Origin of the sequence: Pseudomonas sp. PDM22, from assembly GCF_014851965.1 — a bacterium.
Lineage (GTDB): Bacteria > Pseudomonadota > Gammaproteobacteria > Pseudomonadales > Pseudomonadaceae > Pseudomonas.
In genome coordinates this window covers 323,774-343,595 of the sequence record NZ_JACVAR010000003.1, presented here as the reverse complement: position 1 = coordinate 343,595, position 19,822 = coordinate 323,774, and the positions used below count along the sequence as shown (strand labels likewise).

Below are 19,822 nucleotides of genomic sequence, written 5' to 3'. Positions count from 1 at the left end.
TGCTCAGCGCGTGGCCAGCAGTTCCCGGCCGCGAGCGACGGCGGCGCGAACCTGATTCGGCGCGGTGCCGCCGATGTGGTCGCGGGCGTTCACCGAGCCTTCCAGGGTCAGCACGGCGAACACGTCGTCGTCGATCTGGTCGCTGAACTGACGCAGCTCGTCCAGGCTCATCTCGGCCAGGTCCTTGCCGCTGTCTACGCCGTACTTCACGGCGTGGCCGACGATCTCGTGGCAGTCACGGAACGGCAGGCCACGGCGCACCAGGTAGTCGGCGAGGTCAGTGGCGGTGGAGAAGCCGCGGCGGGCCGCTTCGCGCATGATCTCGCGCTTGGGCTTGATCGCCGGAACCATGTCGGCGAAGGCGCGCAGGCTGTCGCGCAGGGTGTCGGCGGCGTCGAACAGCGGTTCCTTGTCTTCCTGGTTGTCCTTGTTGTAGGCCAGCGGCTGGCCCTTCATCAGGGTCAGCAGGCCGGCGAGGTGGCCGAACACGCGGCCGGACTTGCCACGCACCAGCTCCGGGACGTCCGGGTTCTTCTTCTGCGGCATGATCGAGGAGCCGGTGCAGAAGCGGTCGGGCAGGTCGATGAACTGGAACTGGGCGCTGGTCCAGAGCACCAGCTCTTCGGAGTAGCGCGACAGGTGCATCATCGCGATCGAGGCGGCGGCGCAGAATTCGATGGCGAAGTCACGGTCGGACACGCCGTCCAGCGAGTTGCCGGAGATCGCTTCGAATCCCAGCAGTTCGCAGGTGATGGTCCGGTCGATCGGGTAGGTGGTGCCTGCCAGCGCGGCGCTGCCCAGGGGCATGCGGTTGGCGCGCTTGCGGCAGTCCACCAGGCGCTCGTAGTCGCGGCTGAGCATTTCGAACCAGGCCAGCAGGTGGTGGCCGAAGGTCACCGGCTGCGCGGTCTGCAGGTGGGTGAAGCCGGGCATGATGGTGTCGGCCTCGGCTTCCGCCAGGCCCAGCAGGCCCTGCTGCAGGCGGGTGATCTCGGCGAGGATCAGGTCGATCTCGTCACGCAGCCACAGGCGGATGTCGGTGGCGACCTGGTCGTTGCGCGAACGGCCGGTGTGCAGTTTCTTGCCGGTGACGCCGATGCGGTCGGTCAGGCGCGCCTCGATGTTCATGTGCACGTCTTCCAGGTCGACGCGCCAGTCGAAGGTGCCGGCTTCGATCTCGCTCTGGATCTGCTTGAGGCCGTCGATGATGGTGTCGCGCTCGGCGTCGCTCAGCACGCCGACCTTGGCCAGCATGGTGGCGTGGGCCATGGAGCCCATGATGTCGTGGCGATAGAGGCGCTTGTCGAAGTCGACGGAAGCGGTGAAGCGGGCGACAAAGGCATCGACGGGCTCGCTGAAACGGCCGCCCCAGGACTGGTTGGTCTTCTCTACGCTCATGGATCTCTCTCGCTGAAACGGGCAGGCGCGGCGCGCGGCCTGCATGAAGGGCAAAGTGCGACGATAATAGCAGGCTGAAGGACAAAACCGGCGGCGCTTTGGCGGGTTGCGGCGGGGGAGTGGCGGTGAATCGTCGCGGGCCTCGTGCCGATCTTTGCGCTGCCCGACAATTCCTGGCTTTTGGTCGCACGTGGCGCTTGCCGCCGTGCAGGCGCTTACGGAAACTGCGTCGATGCCCAGACTGACGAAGACCGGCGACAAGCCGGCGCCCAACGAAGACTACTTCATTCCCGAACTCTGCCAGCCCGAAGCGCTGTTCAGCCTGGTGCTGCTCGCCGAGTTGCTGGTGCTCGTACTGGTGCTTGCCGAGCCGATGACACCCAGCTTCAACTGGGTGCGCCTGGCCCTGTCCTCGCTGTTCGTGCAGTGGATCGTGTTGCTCTCGGCCGGCCTGTTGTGCCAGCTAAGGCCGTTCATGGCGCGCTGGCCGGCGTGGTTCTCCGGCCTGCTCAGTTGTGCGCTGGTGGTCCTGCTGACGCTGGGCTGCACCTGGGTGGCGGATTATTTCTCCCTTGGCGGCCCCATGAGCCGCACCGGCGAGGTCAATCTCTATCTGCGTCATGCATTGATTGCGCTCATCATGTCCACGCTGTTGCTACGCTATTTCTATCTCCAGAGCCAATGGCGACGGCAGCAGCAGGCTGAGTTGCGGGCGCGGATCGAATCGCTGCAGGCGAGGATCCGTCCGCACTTCCTGTTCAACAGCCTCAACAGCATCGCCAGCCTGATCGAGATTGATCCGGGCAAGGCCGAGCTGGCGGTGCTGAATCTTTCGGACCTTTTTCGCGCCAGCCTGGCCAAACCTGGAACATTAATTTCCTGGGGAGAGGAACTTGAGCTGGCCAGACGCTATCTTTCCATTGAGCAGTTCCGTCTTGGCGACCGGTTGCAGATGGACTGGCAGGTGAGCGGCGTGCCCGACGGCGTGCCGATTCCCCAGCTGACACTGCAGCCGTTGCTCGAGAACTCATTGATTTATGGCATCCAGCCGCGCATCGAAGGCGGTCTGGTGAAAGTTGAGGCGGACTACCGTGACGGTGTGTTCCAGCTCTGCGTGAGCAACCCGTACGACGAATCGACCGAGACGCTGCCCACGAAGGGGACCAAGCAGGCCCTGCAGAATATTGCAGCGCGACTTGCGGCACTTTTCGGGCCAAAAGCTAGTCTCACCGTCGAGCGCCGTGACGGACGGCACTTCACCTGTCTACGCTATCCATGTGCGCGTCTCATGCAGGAAGCCTGAGCTTATGAATGTCCTGATCGTCGATGACGAACCCCTGGCGCGAGAGCGCCTGGCCCGGCTGGTGGGGCAACTGGACGGCTATCGCGTCCTCGAGCCATCCGCCAGCAACGGCGAAGAAGCGCTGACGCTGATCGACAGCCTGAAGCCGGATATCGTCCTGCTGGATATCCGCATGCCCGGCCTGGACGGGCTTCAGGTGGCCGCCAAGCTGTGCGAGCGTGAAGCCCCGCCGGCGGTGATCTTCTGTACCGCCCATGATGAATTCGCCCTGGAGGCGTTCCAGGTCAGTGCGGTCGGCTACCTGGTCAAGCCGGTCCGCAGCGAGGACCTGGCCGACGCCCTGAAGAAAGCCTCGCGGCCCAACCGCGTGCAGCTCGCGGCGCTGACCAAGCCCCCGGCCGCCGGTGGCCCCGGCCCGCGCAGCCACATCAGCGCGCGGACCCGCAAGGGGATCGAGCTGATTCCACTGGAAGACGTGATCTTCTTCATCGCCGACCACAAGTACGTGACCCTGCGCCACGCGGGCGGCGAAGTGCTGCTGGACGAACCGCTGAAGGCGCTGGAGGACGAGTTCGGTGACCGCTTCGTGCGCATCCACCGTAACGCGCTGGTCTCCCGCGAGCGTATCGAGCGCCTGCAGCGCACCCCGCTGGGGCACTTCCAGCTGTACCTGAAAGGACTCAACGGCGACGCGCTGACCGTCAGCCGCCGCCATGTCGCTGGTGTCCGGCGACTCATGCATAACCTGTAGCGACACAGTGCCGCAGCGCCTGAAGCCCGGGGGGCGGCCCCCGGGCTTTTCGTTTGCGTGAGCTGTTATCATGCGGGCACTTTCTTGCACGCTTCCTTTGCCTGGAAATGCCCATGTCTCGCGAAATCCGTATCGCCACGCGCCAGAGCGCCCTGGCACTCTGGCAGGCCGAATACGTCAAGGCCCGCCTGGAACAGGCCCACCCCGGCCTGACCGTGACCCTCCTGCCGATGACCAGCCGCGGCGACAAGCTGCTGGACGCGCCGCTGGCGAAAATCGGCGGCAAGGGCCTGTTCGTCAAGGAACTGGAAACCGCCCTGCTGGAGAACGAAGCGGACATCGCCGTGCACTCCATGAAGGACGTGCCGATGGACTTCCCCGAAGGCCTGGGCCTGTACTGCATCTGCGAACGTGAAGACCCGCGCGACGCCTTCGTCTCCAATACCTACGCAAGCCTCGATGACCTGCCCGCCGGTAGCGTGGTCGGCACCTCCAGCCTGCGCCGCCAGGCCCAGCTGCTGGCCAGCCGCCCGGACCTGCAGATCCGCTTCCTGCGCGGCAACGTCAACACCCGCCTGGCCAAACTCGACGCCGGTGAGTACGACGCGATCATCCTCGCTGCCGCCGGCCTGATCCGCCTCGGTTTCGAAGACCGCATCCGTTCCTCGATCAGCGTCGAGGCCAGCCTGCCGGCCGGCGGCCAGGGCGCAGTGGGTATCGAGTGCCGTACCGCCGACGCGGAAATCCACGCCCTGCTGCAACCGCTGCATCACCGCGAGACTGCCCTGCGCGTCACCGCCGAGCGCGCGCTGAACAAGCGCCTCAATGGCGGCTGCCAGGTGCCCATCGCCTGCTACGCGATCCTCGAAGGCGACCAGCTGTGGCTGCGCGGCCTGGTTGGCCAGCCCGACGGCACCGAACTGCTGCGCGCCGAAGCTCGCGCGCCCTTCGCCGACGCCGAAACCCTCGGCGTGAAGGTCGCGGAAGACCTGCTGGGCCAGGGCGCCCAGGAAATCCTCGACGCAGTCTACGGCGAGGCCGGTCACCCGTGAGCCGCTGGCGGCTGCTGCTGACCCGTCCCGAAGAGGATTGCGCGGCGCTCGCCGCTACCCTCGCCGAACACGGCATCCACGGCGACTGCCTGCCTTTGCTGGCGATCACGCCACGCGAAGAGACACCCGTCGAGCGCAGCCTGATCCTTGACCTGGACCGCTACTGCGCGGTTATCGTGGTCAGCAAGCCCGCGGCGCGCCTGGGCCTGGAGCGGCTCGACCGCTACTGGCCGCAGCCGCCGCTGACCCAGCGCTGGTTCACCGTCGGCGCCGCCACGGCGGCTATCCTCGAAGACTACGGTCTGGATGTGGTCTGCCCGCAGGACGGCGACGACAGCGAAGCCCTGCTGGCCCTGCCGGAGTTCGAGCAGGCCCTGCAGGTGCATGATCCGAAGGTGCTGATCATGCGCGGCGAGAGTGGCCGAGAATTCCTCGCCGAGCGCCTGCGCGGCCAAGGCGTGGTGGTCGACTATCTGGAACTCTACCGGCGCGAAATGCCGGCTTACCCTCCGGGCGAACTGCTGCGGCGAATCCAGGGGGAGCGTTTGAACGCCATCGCGGTCAGTAGTGGGCAGGGCCTCGAGCACCTGCGCCAGCTGGCGGCGGCGGATTGGCCGCAAGTCAGTGCCATGCCGTTGTTCGTGCCCAGCCCGCGGGTGGCTGAGCAGGCGCGGGAGATGGGGGCGCTGCAAGTAATCGATTGCCGGGGCGCAAGCCCGGCGGCATTAATGGAAGCGTTGAGAAGCGCCGACTAGAACAATTTCCGAGCGAAGGATGGATCTGTGAGCGAAGCCGTCACTCCCCAAGAGACTTCACCAACATCGTCCAGTCCGGCCCCCGCGCCGGCCCCGCGCAAGGGCGGCACGGGCATCGCCCTGCTGGCCCTGCTGGTCGGCGCCGCCGGCCTCGCAGCCGGTGGCTGGGGTGTCTGGCAGGTCCAGCAGCTCAAGGGCGCCGAGCAGCAGCGTGCCGCGCAACTGGAAGATGCCCGCGCCCAGGCGCAGGGCGTACAGAACGCCAACGCGGAGCTGAACAAGCGTCTGGATACCCTGCCCAACGCCGACGAGCTCGAAGCCCGCCGCCGCCTCGTGGTGGAGCTGCAGGGCGACCAGCAGCAGCTGGCCAAGCAGGTCAAGCAGGTCCTGGGGCAGAGTCGCCAGCAGTGGCGCCTGGCTGAGTCCGAGCATCTGTTGCGTCTGGCAGCGCTGCGTCTCTCCGCGCTGCAGGACATCGACAGCGCCACCGAACTGGTCCAGGGCGCCGACGACATCCTTCGTGTGAACAACGATCCGGGCGCCTTCGCCGCGCGGGCGCAACTGGCCAAGAGCCTCGAAGCGCTGCGCGCGCTGCCGCGTCCGGACCGCACCGGGCTGTTCCTGCAGTTGGGCGCGCTGCGCGACCAGGCTGCGCAACTGCAACCGCTGAACCCCGCTTTCAAGCCGTCCGAGACCGGCACTGGGCCGAACACCGCCTGGAGCGACGGCAACGACCGCTGGAGCGAGTGGTGGGACCGCGTCTCGCAATACGTGCGTATCGACTTCAATGCCGGGCAGGATATCCGCCCGCTGCTCTCCGGGCAGCAGCTCGACCGCGTCCGCCTCGCCCTGAGCCTTGCCCTGGAACAGGCGCAGTGGGCCGCCCTGAACGGCAAGCAGGACGTCTACGAGCAGGCGCTCAAGCAGGCCAAACAGATAGTCGGCGACTTCTTCAACGCCGACCTCGCCGACAGCCGCGCGCTGGTTGCGCGACTGGATGAGCTCAGCGGTCAGGCCGTCACCGTGCAGACGCCGGACCTCGGCCCGGCCCTGAGTTCGCTGCAGGCCTACCTGTCGCGCCGCGAGAATGCGGTGCAGCAGCAGGAGGCGGTGGCGCCGGACGCGGGGACCCAGCCATGAGCCGCGTCTATGTCCTGATCCTCGCCGTGGTCCTGGCGGCCACCCTGGTCGGGCTGGCCATCGCCGAGCAGTCCGGCTACGTGCTGATCGCCTACAAGAGCTTCCGTTACGAATCCAGCCTGTGGACCTTCCTCGCGCTGCTGGTGGTGCTCTGGGTGATCTACCTCGTCGTGCGCCTGGTGTTGCGCCTGCTGGGCGTGTCCGGGCGCGTGGTGAATCCCTGGTCGCGCTTCAACCGTCGCCGTCGCTCGCAACTGGCCGAGGAACACGGCCAGCGTGATCTTGCCGAAGGCCACTGGGCGCAGGCGCTGCGTCACCTGCGTCGCGCCGCCGAGCTGAGCGATCGCCCGCTGCCGCATTACCTGGGCGCCGCCCGCGCGGCCAATGAGCTGGGCAAGACCGAAGAGTGCGACGAACTGCTGGACCGCGCCCAGGAGCGCGAGCCCGGCACCGAGCTGGCGGTGGGGCTGACCCGTGCCCAGCTGCTGATCAACCGCGGCGACTTCACCCGCGCCCGCGTGGTGCTGGACAAGCTGCATCAGGATCACCCGCGTCATCCGACCGTGCTGCGCCTGCTCCAGCAGCTCTATGTCAGCCTCCACGACTGGCAGGCGCTGTGCGTGCTGCTGCCCGAGCTGCGCAAGGAGCGTGTGCTGCAGAACGCCGAGCTGGCGGACCTGGAGCGCCGCACCTGGATGGCCGCGCTGGGCGAGGCGGGCGAGCAGGGCCTCGGCCAGGGCGAAAGCAGCCTGCAGCCGCTGACCCAGCGCTGGCAGAACGTGCCCTCCAACCTTCGCGCGCAGCCGCCGCTGGTGGCCGCCTACGCCGAACAGCTGCTGCGCCTGGGCGCGCCGGAAGAGGCCGAGGACGTGCTGCGCAAGGCGCTCAAGGAAGGCTACGACAGTCGCCTGGTACACCTCTATGGCCGCGCCCGTGGCCGCGATGGTGCGCACCAGTTGAAGACCGCCGAAGGCTGGCTGAAGCAGCATGGCGACGACCCGGAGTTGCTGCTGACCCTCGGCCGCCTGAGCCTGCAGAACAAGCTGTGGGGCAAGGCGCGCGAGTACCTGGAAGCCAGCCTGGCCCGCCAGCGCAGCGCGGAAACCTGCGCCGAACTGGCGCGTCTGCTGGCGCAGCTGGGTGAGGTGGAGCGCAGCAACCAGCTGTTCCAGGAAGGTCTTGGCCTGCTGGCGCCGCCGGTTTCGTTGCCGGTGGCCGTGCGCGCCTGATCGCGTTGCTGGAAGTGAAAACGGCGCCCAAGGGCGCCGTTTTCATGTTCAGGGTTTGCCGTAGCGGATGCGGTAGATCGCGCCGTTCTGGTCATCGCTGACCAGCAGCGAACCGTCCGGCGCCACCAGAACATCGGCGGGCCGTCCATGGACTTGACCGTCCTTGTCGAGCCAGCCTTCGGCGAACACGCTCTGGCGCTTCAGCGTGCCGTCCTCGTTGAGCTCGATCCGCGCCACGCGGTAGCCGATCTTCTGCGTGCGGTTCCACGAGCCATGCTCGGCGATGAACAGGTTGTTGCGGTACTCGGCGGGGAACTGCTCGCCGGTATAGAAACGCAGCCCCAGTGCGGCCACGTGCGGGCCCAGCCTGGCCACTGGCGGAGTGAAGGCGGAGCAGGGTTTCCTGCCCTCTTCGGGATCGGCGATGTCGCCCTGGTGGCAGTCGGGATAGCCGAAGTCCTCGCCCGTCGTGCTGACCTTGTTCAGTTCGTCATCGGGCTTGTCGTCTCCGAGCATGTCGCGTCCGTTGTCGGTGAACCACAGCTGCTTCGTCTGGGGATGCCAGGTGAAGCCGACCGTGTTGCGGATGCCGTAGGCGACTATTTCCCGCGCGCTGCCGTCGGCGTTCATGCGCTGCAGGTTGGCGTACTGCTCGCGGTCCGGGCGGCAGATGTTGCAGGGGGCGCCGACTGGTACGTAGAGCTTGTCGTCCGGACCGAAGGCGATGAATTTCCAACCGTGCGCCGTCTCCTTCGGAAATTGTGCCGGAAGTTCCTCGGCCTTGGGAGGCGCGTCGAGGTGCGCTTCGATGTCACGCAGCACGACGATGCGGTTGATCGACGACACATACAGGTCGCCCTTATGGAAGGTCACGCCCACGGGCATCTGCAAACCCTCGCCGATGCTTCTGGCCTTACCGTCGGGCGTCACCGCATAGACCTTGTCGCCGGACCGGCTGCCCACGAACAGCGTACCCTTGTCGCCCCAGGCCATGGCGCGGGCGCCCGGCACCTGGTCGGTGAGCAGGCTGATGTGAAAACCATCTGGGACCCGGATCTGGCTGAGATCGATGGCGGCAATGGCCGGTGCTGATGTCAGGGAAAGCAGCGAGCAAAGTAGGAAATGACGACGCATGGCAGGAATTCCCGGATGAGTGCCACGGCCAGTCTAGACACTCGCCTTGAACTGATCGCCGTGTTTCCACTACCGTAGCGGCCTTTCGTGCAACAGCGCTTTTCAGCGGAGCCGCCATGAACCTGGCCAGCCCTCGTTCCCTGTTCTTCCTTGCCTTCCTCGCCTGTGTCGCCTTGCTCGGCACCGGCTTCTACCTGCAGTACGTGGTTGGGCTGGAGCCCTGCCCGCTGTGCATCCTGCAGCGCATCTTCTTCGCCGGCTGCGGTCTGTTCTCGCTGATCGCCGCGCTGCACGGCCGTGCCCCGCGTGTGTACTCGCTGCTGATCCTGCTCAGTGCCCTGGGCGGTGCCGGCACCGCGGGCCGTCAGCTCTGGCTGCAGACCCTGCCGCCGGACCAGCTGCCGTCCTGCCTGCCGCCGCTGGATTTCATGCTCGAGAGCATGCCCTACACGCAGATCCTCTACACCATGTTCCACGGTTCGGCCGACTGCGCCGAAGTCACCTGGACGCTGCTCGGCATGAGCATTGCGGAGTGGAGCCTGCTGGCCTTCATCGGCTTCGCCCTGTTCGCCATCGTGCAGTTCTTCCGCCGCCGCGGCTGAGCGTCGCATCTCAATTTGCCATGGCCTGCGCCTCTTCGGCGCAGGCCAGAGGCGTCGCGGTCTCTCGATTAAACGCTCGTATGAATTTTCCCGTTGCCGGTGTCTTGAAGGCGATAACGGGCGGGCATACTCTGGTTTTCCACTCCGTCGGAAAGCCGCCGCCGAACAAGCTTCATACATCGCGGACGTCGAGAATCGACAGAATATTGTCCCGGGGCGGACCTAGCCGGGACGGCGAAAGGGAAGTGAGGACAACATGCTCGAGAGCTGCCGTAATGCCCAGGAACGTTGGGGAGGCGTACACCAGCTGATCGACCGCTGGTTGCGGGATCGACATGAGTTGGTCCGGGCATTCGATTCCCTGGACGGTGTCCAGGCGCCGAAAACCAACGCCGAAAACCTCCAGAGCTTCTGCCAGCTCCTGCTCGACTACGTGTCGGCGGGACACTTCGAAGTCTACGAACAGCTGATGAACGAGGCGCAGGCCTTCGGTGATACGCGCGGCCTGGAACTGGCCAAGCAGATCTACCCGCGCCTCGAAACCATCACCGCCAACGCGCTCAACTTCAACGACCGCTGCGACAACGGCGATTGCCGTGAAGGCACCTGCCTGACCAGCGAACTGAAAAACCTGCGCCAGCAACTGCACGAACGCTTCGAACTGGAAGACTGCCTGATCGAAGTGCTGCACAACTCCCACGAGCAGAAAGCCGTTACGGCCTGAGCGAAGGGACCTCCGACAACGGCGCGAGCGCTTGAAGCACTCGCGCCGTTTTCGTTTGTGGCGGGTTCGTGGCGTTCATGCCGATCGGGGACGGAGCTTCAGGTCACGCAGGAGTGTGACTCTGTCCGCGCTGTTTCGAGCCTCGCACTCTGAGCGCGCAACGCTGAAAAACTCGCGCCGTTCGGCAGCTTGCAGCGGTGCTCTCGCCGTCTTTTTCGCGGGATGAATCGCTGCTGAAAATGGGCCGCAACGGTGACTGCGAGCGGGTGCTCGCAAGAGCATTTCCACAGTGCTGCGACGGTGATTCTCGCGTCGTGCCGACGCGCCTCGAACGACTGCCAGTCCGCCTTGCTCAGTACTGCTGCGTATTGCGCGAAAGGCTCTGCGACGGGCGTTTTCGGCCAGCTCTGAAAATTTATTTTTCACCCTCAAACGCCCGCGCCACGGGTGTTTGCGCTGCCTGGCCGATTGCGCCAACGGAACCAAGTGCGTGGGCCAGCGTCATTGAGGGAGTGAAAAAACGCGCCTTCGCGCACTGCTGAAAACCCCTGAAGCCAATGCCTGCTGCGGCCTGCAGCACCATAGGGACATTGGCGAGAGGCCATCAGCGGGGCTAGTATGGGCGCAACCACGTCCGCCAGGAGGCACGTCATGTCGGCCAACAAGAAACCCGTCACTACCCCTCTGCACCTGCTGCACCAGTTGTCCAACAGTCTGATCGAACACCTCGAAGGTGCCTGCAAGCAGGCGCTCGTCGATTCCGAAAAGCTGCTCGCCAAGCTCGAGAAACAACGCGGCAAGGCTCAGGAGAAGCTGCACAACGCACGCACCAAGCTGCAGGACGCGACCAAGGCCGGCAAGGCGAAGGCGCAGGCCAAGGCCAAGTCGAGCATCGCTGAGCTCGATGGCGTGCTGGATGTTCTGAAGACCCGCCAGACTGAAACCCGTGCCTACATCGCCAACCTCAAGCGCGATGTGCAGGAGAGCCTCAAGCTCGCCCAGGGCGTGACCAAGGTGAAGGAAGCCGCTGGCAAATCCCTCGCTACCCGCAAGCCGGCTGCCGCCGCTGCCAAGCCGGTCGCCAAGGCTGCCGCCAGACCGGCCGCTAAACCCGCTGCCAAACCGGCTGCCAAGCCCGCCGTGAAAGCTGCCGCCAAGCCTGCTGCGAAGCCGGCCGCCAAGGTTGCCGCTGCCAAGCCTGCTGCCGCGAAAGCTGCTGCCAAGCCGGCCGCCAAACCCGCCGCCAAACCGGCTGCCAAGGCTGCCGCCAAGCCCGCTGCAAAACCCGCTGCAAAACCTGCAGCCAAGCCGGCCGCCAAGACTGCTGCAGCCAAGCCCGCCGCTGCCAAGCCTGCCGCTAAACCGGCTGCGAAGCCTGCTGCGAAAGCCGCCGCCAAGCCGGCAGCCAAACCCGCTGCCAAGCCTGCTGCCGCTGCCGCCAAACCGGCCGCCAAGCCCGCCGCTAAACCGGCTGCGAAGCCTGCTGCGAAAGCCGCTGCCAAACCCGCCGCGAAGCCGGCCGCCAAGCCTGCTGCCGCCAAGCCTGCCGCTGCCGCCAAACCGGCTGCCAAGCCTGCCGCGAAGCCCGCTGCCGCTGCCAAGCCGGCTGCCAAACCCGCCGCTAAACCGGCTGCCAAACCGGCCGTGAAAGCCGCAGCCAAGCCGGCCGCAAAACCGGCCGCCAAGCCTGCAGCCAAACCGGCTGCGGCCAAGCCTGCCGTCGCTGCCAAACCGGCCGCTCCGGCTGCCCCGAGCGCACCGGCTGCCCAGCCGAGCACTCCGGCCGCTACCCCGGTTGCCAGCGCCACTCCGGCACCGGCTGCTCCGGCCAGCAGCAACTCCTCCAGCGCTTCCTAAGGCTCAGGAGAGGCTCGCCGCGGTGCGCAGGGTTTCCCGCGCATCGCGGCGCAAGCCGCCCGCTTCGCCTGCCGCGGCTTCCAGCCAGCGTGCCAGGTCCTCCGCTTCACCCCGTGGCCAATCCTGCGCCACCGTCTCCAGTCTCCCCAGCAGCACCTGTTCCGCTTCCAGTTCGAGCTGCTTGATTCGCTCGCGCAATGGCGCCAGCTGCGCATCCTGCTTCGCCGATTGCTGCCAGCGCTGACGTAGCGAACGCAAAGGCACAACCACCTCTTCGCGCCATCCCTGCGCCGTGCTTTCCAGCTCGCTCATTCGCGACGCTTCGAAGGCCACTCCAGTGCTGCCCAGCCACGCCGCAGCGAGCAGCAGACAGACGTCCGCGCCGCCTTCCTGCAGGACCAGGCAAGCCGCCTCAACCCCAGGGCGGGCGTAGAGTTTCAGTGCATACGACCAGACATCATCAGACATAGAGCACCCACAGCGATTGCCAGGCGAAGCTGATAAACTCCGCCGCCATGATTCGACTACAAAATCTTACGCTACAGCGTGGCCCCCAGCGCTTGCTGGAAGGTGCCGAACTCACCCTGCACGCCGGACAGAAAGTCGGCCTGATCGGCGCCAACGGCGCCGGCAAGTCGAGCCTGTTCGCCCTGCTGCGCGGCCAGCTCGGCCAGGACGCCGGCGACTGCTACCTGCCCGCTGACTGGCGTATCGCGCACATGCGCCAGGAGGTCGATACCCTCGACCGCCTCGCCGTCGACTACGTGCTCGACGGCGACGTGCACCTGCGCAAGATCCAGGCGGACCTCGCCGCGGCGGAAGACGCCCACGATGGCACTGCCCTGGCGCGCTTGCACAGCGAGCTGGACAGCGCCGACGGATACACCGCCGACGCCCGCGCGCGCAAGCTGCTGGCCGGCCTGGGCTTTACCTCCGAGCAGATGGACCGCCGTGTCGGTGACTTCTCCGGTGGCTGGCGGATGCGCCTGAACCTGGCGCAGGCGCTGATGTGCCCGTCCGAACTGCTGCTGCTCGACGAGCCCACCAACCACCTCGACCTCGACGCCATTCTCTGGCTGGAAGAGTGGCTCAAGGGCTATCCGGGCACGCTCCTGCTGATCTCCCACGACCGCGACTTCCTCGACGCCGTGGTGGACAACATTGCCCACCTCGAACAGCGCAAGCTGACCCTGTACCGTGGCGGCTACTCGGCCTTCGAGCGTACCCGCGCCGAACGCCTCGCCCAGCAGCAACAGGCGTACGAGAAGCAGCAGGCGCAACGCGCCCACATGGAAAAGTACATCGCCCGCTTCCGCGCCCAGGCCACCAAGGCCCGCCAGGCGCAGAGCCGGATCAAGGCGCTGGAGCGCCTGGAGGAACTGGCGCCGGCCCACGTCGATTCGCCGTTCGACTTTGCCTTCCGCGAGTCCGACAAGATTTCCAGCCCGCTGTTGAATCTCTCCGAAGCCCGCCTGGGTTATGGCGACAAGACCGTGCTGGAAAAGGTCAAGCTGCAACTGGTGCCCGGCGCGCGCATCGGCCTTCTCGGCCCCAACGGTGCGGGCAAGTCGACCCTGATCAAGACCCTGTCCGGCGACCTGTCGCTGCTGTCCGGTGAGCTTGCCCGTGGCGAGAACCTCGCCATCGGCTACTTCGCCCAGCACCAGCTCGACTCGCTGGACCCCAAGGCCAGCCCGCTGCTGCACCTGGCGCGTATCGCGCCGGCCGAGCGCGAGCAGACCCTGCGTGACTTCCTCGGCGGTTTCGACTTCCGTGGCGAGCGTTGTGACGAGCCGGTGCTGAATTTCTCCGGTGGCGAGAAGGCGCGCCTGGCCCTGGCACTGATCGCCTGGCAGAAGCCCAACCTGCTGCTGCTCGACGAACCGACCAACCACCTCGACCTGGAAATGCGCCTGGCGCTGACCCTGGCGCTGCAGGAATTCTCCGGCGCCGTGGTGGTGGTGTCGCACGATCGGCACCTGCTCAAGAGCACCACCGACGAGTTCCTGCTGGTGGCCGACGGGCGCATCCAGGAGTTCGATGGCGATCTCGAAGACTACGCCCGCTGGCTGGTGGATTTCCGCGCGCGGCAGGCGCCGTCGTCGCCCGCCGCTCCCGCTGGCGACAAGACTGACAAGCGCGCCCAGCGCCAGGCCGCCGCGGCCCTGCGCCAGCAGCTCGCCCCGCACAAGCGCGAGGCGGACAAGCTGGAGAAGGAGCTGGGCAAGGTCCACGAGCAACTCGCCGAGCTGGAGCAGCGCCTGGGCGACAGCGCGCTCTACGAGTCTTCGCGCAAGGATGAACTGCGCGATCTGCTGGCCCGCCAGGCGACCCTGAAGGGTCGCGAGAGCGAGCTGGAAGAGTCCTGGCTGATGGCCCTGGAAACCCTCGAAGAGCTGCAGCGCCAGCTCGAGGCCAGCGAGTGATGGACGATGTGAACCTGCTGGTGGCGTGGAGCGAACCGCTGCTGCGCGGCGGGCAGATCATCCTCGTCCTGCTGCTGGCGTGGCTGGTGCAGCGCGTGGTGACGCGCGCCGTCAGTCGCCTGGGTGAACGCTACCCGATGCCGCCGGAGCTGCTGCTGCCGCTGCGCGGCGGCCTGCGCTGGCTGATCATGGGCTCGGCGGTAATGCTGGTGCTGGAGCGCCTGGGCGTTTCCGCCGATGTGCTCTGGGCCGCGCTGACCGGCTTCGCCGCCGTTGCGGCGGTGGCCTTCTTCGCCATCTGGAGCGTGCTCTCCAACCTGTTCTGCGCGCTGATGATCTTCACCATGGGCCCGTTCCGCCTGGGCGATCGCGTGGAAGTCATCGAGTCCGCCGACAAGCCCGGCGTGAAGGGCCGGGTGATCGCAATCAACCTGCTCTACACCACCCTGGAGGAAGTCGCCGAGGACGGCACCCCTGGCGCGCTGCTGCAAGTGCCGAACAACCTGTTCTTCCAGAAGGCCATCCGCCGCTGGCGCGGCCCGAATTTCCCCACCACCCCCTGACCCCTTGACCCCCAACGGACATCCCCACTATGGAATGGCTCACTAGCCCTGAGATCTGGGTTGCCTTTCTGACCCTGACTGCCCTGGAAATCGTACTGGGCATCGACAACATCATCTTCATCTCGATCCTGGTTGGCCGCCTGCCGCCCGCCCAGCAACCCAAGGCGCGTTTCTTCGGCCTGGCGCTGGCGATGGGCACGCGTATCCTGCTGCTGCTGTCGATCACCTGGGTGATGCGCCTGACGGCCGACCTGTTCACGGTGTTCGACCACGGCATCTCCGGGCGCGACCTGATCCTGTTCTTCGGTGGCCTGTTCCTGCTGTTCAAGAGCACCATGGAAATCTTCCACAGCCTCGAAGGTGCGGAAGAGGGCGGCCAGCAAGGCGGCAAGTCCCGCGGCTTCATGGGCATCATCATCCAGATCGCGATCATCGACATCGTCTTCTCGCTGGACTCGGTGATCACCGCCGTGGGCCTGGTGCAGCACGTACCGGTGATGGTCGCGGCCATCGTCATCTCGGTCGGGGTGATGATGCTGTCGGCCGGCACCATCAGCGCCTTCATCGAGAAGCACCCGTCGCTGAAGATGCTCGCGCTGTCGTTCCTCATCGTGGTCGGCACCGTGCTGATCGCCGAAGCCTTCGAGATCCACGTGCCCAAGGGCTACGTGTACTTCGCCATGGCCTTCTCGCTGGCAGTGGAGGCGATCAACATCCGCCTGCGCGGCGCCCTGGCGCGCAAGCGGGGCGAGGAGCCGGTGAAGCTGCGCAAGGACATCCCGAGCTGATCGGTCTGTCGTGAAACGAAAAAGCCCGGCCCAGTGCCGGGCTTTCTGTTTGGCGCTCCGGTGACGGTCATCCGACCTTCGTCGGCCAGGCTGGGCGAGTCGGCGCGACTGAGGCACACTGGCTTCCCGTAACAAATTATTGCGCCTGCCTGGCGCCGTGAGGTCAGCAATGCTCGCCAGTACCTGGTTCGCCTTCTTCATCGCCTGCTGGGTGATCAGCCTGTCGCCCGGCGCCGGGGCCATTGCCTCGATGTCCTGCGGGCTGCAATACGGCTTCTGGCGTGGTTACTGGAATGCCCTGGGCTTGCAGATCGGCCTGGCGCTGCAGATCGCGATCGTCGCTGCAGGCGTCGGCGCGCTGCTCTCGGCCTCGGCAGTGGCGTTCAGTGCGATCAAGTGGTTCGGCGTGGTGTACCTGGTCTACCTCGCGTACCGCCAGTGGACCGCTGCCCCGCAGGTGATGGCAGCGAGCGGCGAGCGCCCTATCGGCCGGCCGCTGACCCTGGTGCTGCGTGGCTTCCTGGTCAACGCCAGCAACCCCAAGGCGGTGATCTTCATGCTCGCGGTGCTGCCGCAATTCGTCGACCCGCACCGTCCGATGGCGATCCAGTACGTGATCATGGGCGTCACCATGATCACCGTGGACCTGATCGTCATGGCCGGCTACACCGGCCTGGCCGCGCGCGTACTGCGCGCCCTGCGCTCGCAACGCCAGCAGCGGGTGATGAATCGGACTTTCGCGACCCTCTTCGTAGGCGCTGCCGCACTGCTCGCCACCGTGCGCCGCGCACCGGCCTGAGGGGGATTTCCTGGCTCCGGAGCGCCCTCATGAGCGCTTCGGACGCAACTCTGCGGGACATTTGTCCTTGCATAGACGGAAACCTGAGGTGACAATTTAACCTCTTTCATTCTCATTTACCTTTCCGTATGCGCCCCTCCAAACTTTTCGTCTGGCTGTTGCCGCTGGTCGGTCTCTTCAGCCTTGGAGCTCACGCCGACACGGCTGTCGACCCCTCCCAAGCCCTTCACCTGCTCAGCTATCTCGCTGCCGACTACCCGGCCACCGTCACTGACGGCAAGGTCGTGGACGAGAGCGAATACAAGGAGCAGCTGGAGTTCGTCGGCAATCTGCAGGCGCTGATCGTCACCCTGCCGGCCGCCTCCGAACGCGCCGACCTGGAAAAGGACGCCGCCAGCCTCAAGCAGGCCATCGAGCAGCGCCTCCCCGGCAAGCAGGTCGCCCAGCAGGCCCGTCATCTGGAGGCGCGCGTCGCCGATATCTACCAGGTGGTGCAGACCCCTTCGATCACCCCGGACCCTACTCGCGCCGCCGAGATCTACACCCAGCAGTGCTCGATCTGCCACGGTGACGCCGGCAAGGGCGACGGACCGGCGGGCATCGGCCTGGAGCCGCCCCCGGCCAACCTGACCGACCGCGCGCGCCTCGACCAGCTGAGTCTGTATGACCTGCGCAACGTCATCGGCCTGGGCGTTTCCGGTACCGACATGCCGGCCTTCGCCGACCAGCTCGACGAGCGTCAGCGCTGGGACCTGGCGTCCTATATCGCCGGCCTCAGTGCCGGTCAGGCCAAGGCCGATCCGGCCCACGCCTACCCGCTGGCGACCCTCTCGACCCAGACCCCGGCCGATGTCGCCGAGCGCGATGGCGAGGCGGCGGCCGAGAGCTTCCGTGCCCTGCGTGCCCACCCGCCGCTGGAGCACCGTGGTCCGGCGCAGCAGATCGACTACACCTCCGCGACCCTGGACAAGAGCTTCGCCGTGTACCGCTCCGGCGACCACGATCAGGCCTACGACCTGTCCGTGGCGGCCTACCTGGAAGGCTTCGAGCTGGTGGAAAGCTCGCTGGACAACGTCGATGCCGACCTGCGCAAGGCCACCGAGAAGCAGCTGATGGCCTACCGTCAGGCGCTGCGTGACGGCCTGCCGGAAGCCGAAGTGGCTCAGCAGCTGGCACTGGCCAAGGCCAAGCTGGCGGACGCCGCCAAGGCCCTGAGCGGCGACTCGCTGAGCACCTCCATCAGCTTCGTCTCGGCCCTGCTGATCCTCCTGCGCGAAGGCGTGGAAGCGATCCTGGTGCTGGCCGCGATCCTCGCCTTCCTGCGCAACACCGGGCAGGAGAAGGCCGTGCGCGGCGTCCACATCGGCTGGGGCCTGGCCTTCGTTGCCGGCTTCGCTACCTGGGCAGTCGCCGCCTACGTCATCGACATCGGCGGTGCCCAGCGCGAGCTGATGGAAGGCTTCACCTCGCTGTTCGCCTGCGTGATGGTGCTCTGGCTCGGCGTGTGGATGCACGACCGCCGCCACGCCGCCGCCTGGCAGGACTACATCCGCAGCAGCCTGGTGGGCGGCGGTGGCCGCTTCGGCTTCGCGGTGCTGGCGTTCTTCTCGGTCTACCGCGAGCTGTTCGAGGTCATCCTGTTCTACGAGACCCTCTGGCTGCAGGCCGGCCCGGCCGGTCACAACGCAGTGATCGCTGGTGCGGGCACCGCCGTGGTGATCCTGATCGCCATCGCATTCGTGATCCTGCGTGGCTCGGCGAAGCTGCCGCTGAAGCTGTTCTTCACCGTCAACGCCGCGCTGCTGTGCGCCCTGTCGGTGGTCTTCGCCGGCCACGGCGTGGTCGCCCTGCAGGAAGCCGGCGTGATCGGTACCCGCCCGGTGCCCTTCTTCGACTTCGACTGGCTCGGCATCAAGGCCGACGCCTACTCGCTGTCGGCCCAGGCCGTGGCGCTGGTGGCGGTGGCCGTGCTCTACGGACGCAGCTACTTCTCCGAGCGCCGCAAGGCCGCCGAGATCGCCTCGTCCTGAGGCGATAGCTGAGCGATACACGACGGCCAGTGCGATACTGGCCGTCGTGCTTTCTGGAGATTGGTTTTCCGATTATGCGTATCTGGATCGATGCCGACGCCTGCCCGCGCGCGGCCAAGGAACTGGTGGCCAAGTTCGCCCTCAAGCGCAAGCTCGAGGTGGTGATGGTCGCCGGCCAGCCCGTGGCCAAGCCGCCGTTCGCCTGCGTCAGCCTGATAGTGGTGCCCAGCGGGATGGACGCCGCCGACGATTACCTGGTGGAGCAGGCCGAGCCCGGCGACCTGGTGATCTGCAGCGACGTGCCGCTGGCCGACCGGCTGGTGAAGAAGGGCGTCGATGCGCTGGACCCGCGTGGCCGCGAGTTCGACGAGAAGAACATGGGCGAGCGCCTGGCCGTGCGCAACCTGTTCACCGACCTGCGCGAACAGGGTCAGGTGGGGGGAGGGCAGGCGCCCTACGGCGACAAGGACCGCCAGGCCTTCGCCAACGGCCTGGACCGGCTGCTGACGCGCCTGCTGCGCGAGGCGGAGAGCCGCAAGGGCTGATCTGGCACAAAACGAAAACGCCCGGCATTGCCGGGCGTTTTGCGTTCAGCGTACCGCTCAGGCCAGCTCCAGCACCCGGTCGACCGCCTTGTTGATGCCGCTGGCGGCTTCGGCGATGGATTGCGCGAGCATGTAGGCCGGGGTGGTGACCAGCTTGTGGTCCTTGTCCTCGACGATGTCTTCCACGGCGCAGTCGATGTGCTTGGCGCCCATGCTGGTCAGCGCCTGGGCGGTGCCTTCGTCGGTGCCGATGGTGCATTCCACGCCTGCGCCATAGATGCGCGCGGCCAGGGCCGGGGCGATGCAGAGCAGGCCAACCGGCTTCTTCGCCGCGGCGAAGGCCTTGGCCAGGGCCAGTACGTCCGGCTGTACTTCGCACTGGTCGCCCTTGAAGGCGAAGTCGCTGAGGTTCTTCGCCGCGCCGAAGCCGCCGGGCACGATCAGTGCGTCGAAATCTTCCACCTTGGCTTCGCGCACGTCCTTCACCTCGCCACGGGCGATGCGCGCGGATTCCACCAGCACGTTGCGGCTCTCGGCCATTTCCTCGCCGGTGAGGTGGTTCAGCACATGGTGCTGGGCGATGTTCGGGGCGAAGCACTGCACCTTGGCGCCGCGCTGGGAAAGACGCAGCAGGGTGATCACGCTTTCGTGGATCTCGGCGCCGTCGTAGACGCCGCAGCCGGAGAGGATGACGGCAACTTTCTTCTGCATGGACTGCTCCTGTTC

At 66.4% G+C, this 19,822-nt stretch carries 19 protein-coding genes; 15 read left to right on the top strand and 4 right to left on the bottom strand.

The features are described from left to right. Nucleotides 1–3: 3 nt before the first annotated feature. On the bottom strand, nt 4–1,398 hold the full coding sequence (argH, locus tag IB255_RS12470; protein WP_081518734.1) for an argininosuccinate lyase: 1,395 nt from the start codon (nt 1,396–1,398) through the stop codon (nt 4–6). A 232-nt stretch (nt 1,399–1,630) separates the two neighbouring features. Here argH and IB255_RS12465 point away from each other — a divergent pair, with 232 nt between their 5' ends. From IB255_RS12465 to IB255_RS12440, 6 genes are all read left to right on the top strand, one after another. Continuing rightward, nucleotides 1,631–2,701 carry a sensor histidine kinase gene (locus IB255_RS12465; protein WP_081518733.1) on the top strand — a complete coding sequence of 357 codons (1,071 nt, stop codon included), beginning with the start codon at nt 1,631–1,633 and terminating at the stop codon, nt 2,699–2,701. A gap of 4 nt (nt 2,702–2,705) precedes the next feature. Further along, nucleotides 2,706–3,452 (top strand): alginate biosynthesis regulator AlgR, encoded by a 747-nt coding sequence (gene algR / locus IB255_RS12460; RefSeq protein ID WP_017521347.1) that lies wholly within the window; start codon nt 2,706–2,708, stop codon nt 3,450–3,452. Between the two features lie 113 nt (nt 3,453–3,565). Next, nucleotides 3,566–4,504: a hydroxymethylbilane synthase gene (hemC, locus tag IB255_RS12455; protein ID WP_081518732.1), complete on the top strand. Its 939-nt coding sequence runs from the start codon at nt 3,566–3,568 to the stop codon at nt 4,502–4,504. Next, nucleotides 4,501–5,259 carry a uroporphyrinogen-III synthase gene (locus IB255_RS12450; RefSeq protein WP_192210428.1) on the top strand — a complete coding sequence of 253 codons (759 nt, stop codon included), beginning with the start codon at nt 4,501–4,503 and terminating at the stop codon, nt 5,257–5,259. The genes hemC and IB255_RS12450 overlap by 4 nt, the downstream gene beginning before the upstream one ends. Before the next feature lie 27 nt (nt 5,260–5,286). Then, nucleotides 5,287–6,399, top strand: a complete 1,113-nt coding sequence (locus tag IB255_RS12445) for a uroporphyrinogen-III C-methyltransferase (RefSeq protein WP_081518730.1) — start codon at nt 5,287–5,289, stop codon at nt 6,397–6,399. Then, on the top strand, nt 6,396–7,628 hold the full coding sequence (locus IB255_RS12440) for a heme biosynthesis HemY N-terminal domain-containing protein (RefSeq protein ID WP_081518729.1): 1,233 nt from the start codon (nt 6,396–6,398) through the stop codon (nt 7,626–7,628). The genes IB255_RS12445 and IB255_RS12440 overlap by 4 nt, the downstream gene beginning before the upstream one ends. A 48-nt stretch (nt 7,629–7,676) precedes the next feature. Here the strand turns inward: IB255_RS12440 and IB255_RS12435 are convergent, their stop codons facing one another. Continuing rightward, complete coding sequence (locus IB255_RS12435; protein WP_081518728.1) at nt 7,677–8,762, bottom strand: PQQ-dependent sugar dehydrogenase; 1,086 nt, start codon at nt 8,760–8,762, stop codon at nt 7,677–7,679. A 116-nt stretch (nt 8,763–8,878) separates the two neighbouring features. Between IB255_RS12435 and IB255_RS12430 the strand changes: the two genes are divergently transcribed. The 3 genes from IB255_RS12430 (at nt 8,879) to IB255_RS12420 (ending at nt 11,945) form a co-directional block, all read left to right on the top strand. Continuing rightward, the gene (locus IB255_RS12430; protein ID WP_151189002.1) at nt 8,879–9,364 is read left to right on the top strand and encodes a disulfide bond formation protein B; all 486 of its coding nucleotides are present in this window, start codon (nt 8,879–8,881) and stop codon (nt 9,362–9,364) included. 256 nt (nt 9,365–9,620) lie between these two features. Continuing rightward, nucleotides 9,621–10,088 carry an Rsd/AlgQ family anti-sigma factor gene (locus IB255_RS12425; protein WP_081518726.1) on the top strand — a complete coding sequence of 156 codons (468 nt, stop codon included), beginning with the start codon at nt 9,621–9,623 and terminating at the stop codon, nt 10,086–10,088. A 651-nt stretch (nt 10,089–10,739) separates the two neighbouring features. Next, nucleotides 10,740–11,945 carry an AlgP family protein gene (locus IB255_RS12420; protein WP_192210427.1) on the top strand — a complete coding sequence of 402 codons (1,206 nt, stop codon included), beginning with the start codon at nt 10,740–10,742 and terminating at the stop codon, nt 11,943–11,945. Nucleotides 11,946–11,948: 3 nt separating this feature from the next. Here IB255_RS12420 and IB255_RS12415 read toward each other — a convergent pair whose 3' ends face one another. Beyond that, nucleotides 11,949–12,413, bottom strand: coding sequence for a TIGR02444 family protein (locus tag IB255_RS12415; RefSeq protein WP_081518724.1), 465 nt, complete (start codon nt 12,411–12,413; stop codon nt 11,949–11,951). Nucleotides 12,414–12,460: 47 nt separating this feature from the next. Here IB255_RS12415 and IB255_RS12410 point away from each other — a divergent pair, with 47 nt between their 5' ends. From IB255_RS12410 to IB255_RS12385, 6 genes are all read left to right on the top strand, one after another. Then, nucleotides 12,461–14,371 (top strand): ATP-binding cassette domain-containing protein, encoded by a 1,911-nt coding sequence (locus IB255_RS12410; RefSeq protein WP_081518723.1) that lies wholly within the window; start codon nt 12,461–12,463, stop codon nt 14,369–14,371. Further along, nucleotides 14,371–14,934, top strand: coding sequence for a mechanosensitive ion channel family protein (locus tag IB255_RS12405; RefSeq protein ID WP_081518722.1), 564 nt, complete (start codon nt 14,371–14,373; stop codon nt 14,932–14,934). The genes IB255_RS12410 and IB255_RS12405 overlap by 1 nt, the downstream gene beginning before the upstream one ends. 29 nt (nt 14,935–14,963) lie before the next feature. Continuing rightward, nucleotides 14,964–15,722 (top strand): TerC family protein, encoded by a 759-nt coding sequence (locus IB255_RS12400; RefSeq protein ID WP_081519501.1) that lies wholly within the window; start codon nt 14,964–14,966, stop codon nt 15,720–15,722. Nucleotides 15,723–15,891: 169 nt separating this feature from the next. Next, nucleotides 15,892–16,521: a LysE family transporter gene (locus tag IB255_RS12395; RefSeq protein WP_081519502.1), complete on the top strand. Its 630-nt coding sequence runs from the start codon at nt 15,892–15,894 to the stop codon at nt 16,519–16,521. Between the two features lie 128 nt (nt 16,522–16,649). Further along, complete coding sequence (locus IB255_RS12390; RefSeq protein ID WP_081519503.1) at nt 16,650–18,551, top strand: cytochrome c/FTR1 family iron permease; 1,902 nt, start codon at nt 16,650–16,652, stop codon at nt 18,549–18,551. Nucleotides 18,552–18,625: 74 nt separating this feature from the next. Further along, complete coding sequence (locus IB255_RS12385) at nt 18,626–19,096, top strand: YaiI/YqxD family protein (protein WP_081519504.1); 471 nt, start codon at nt 18,626–18,628, stop codon at nt 19,094–19,096. 57 nt (nt 19,097–19,153) lie between these two features. Here the strand turns inward: IB255_RS12385 and elbB are convergent, their stop codons facing one another. Then, entirely contained in the window at nt 19,154–19,807 is a 654-nt protein-coding gene (gene elbB / locus IB255_RS12380) for an isoprenoid biosynthesis glyoxalase ElbB (protein ID WP_081519505.1), read from the bottom strand. Nucleotides 19,808–19,822 lie beyond the last annotated feature (15 nt).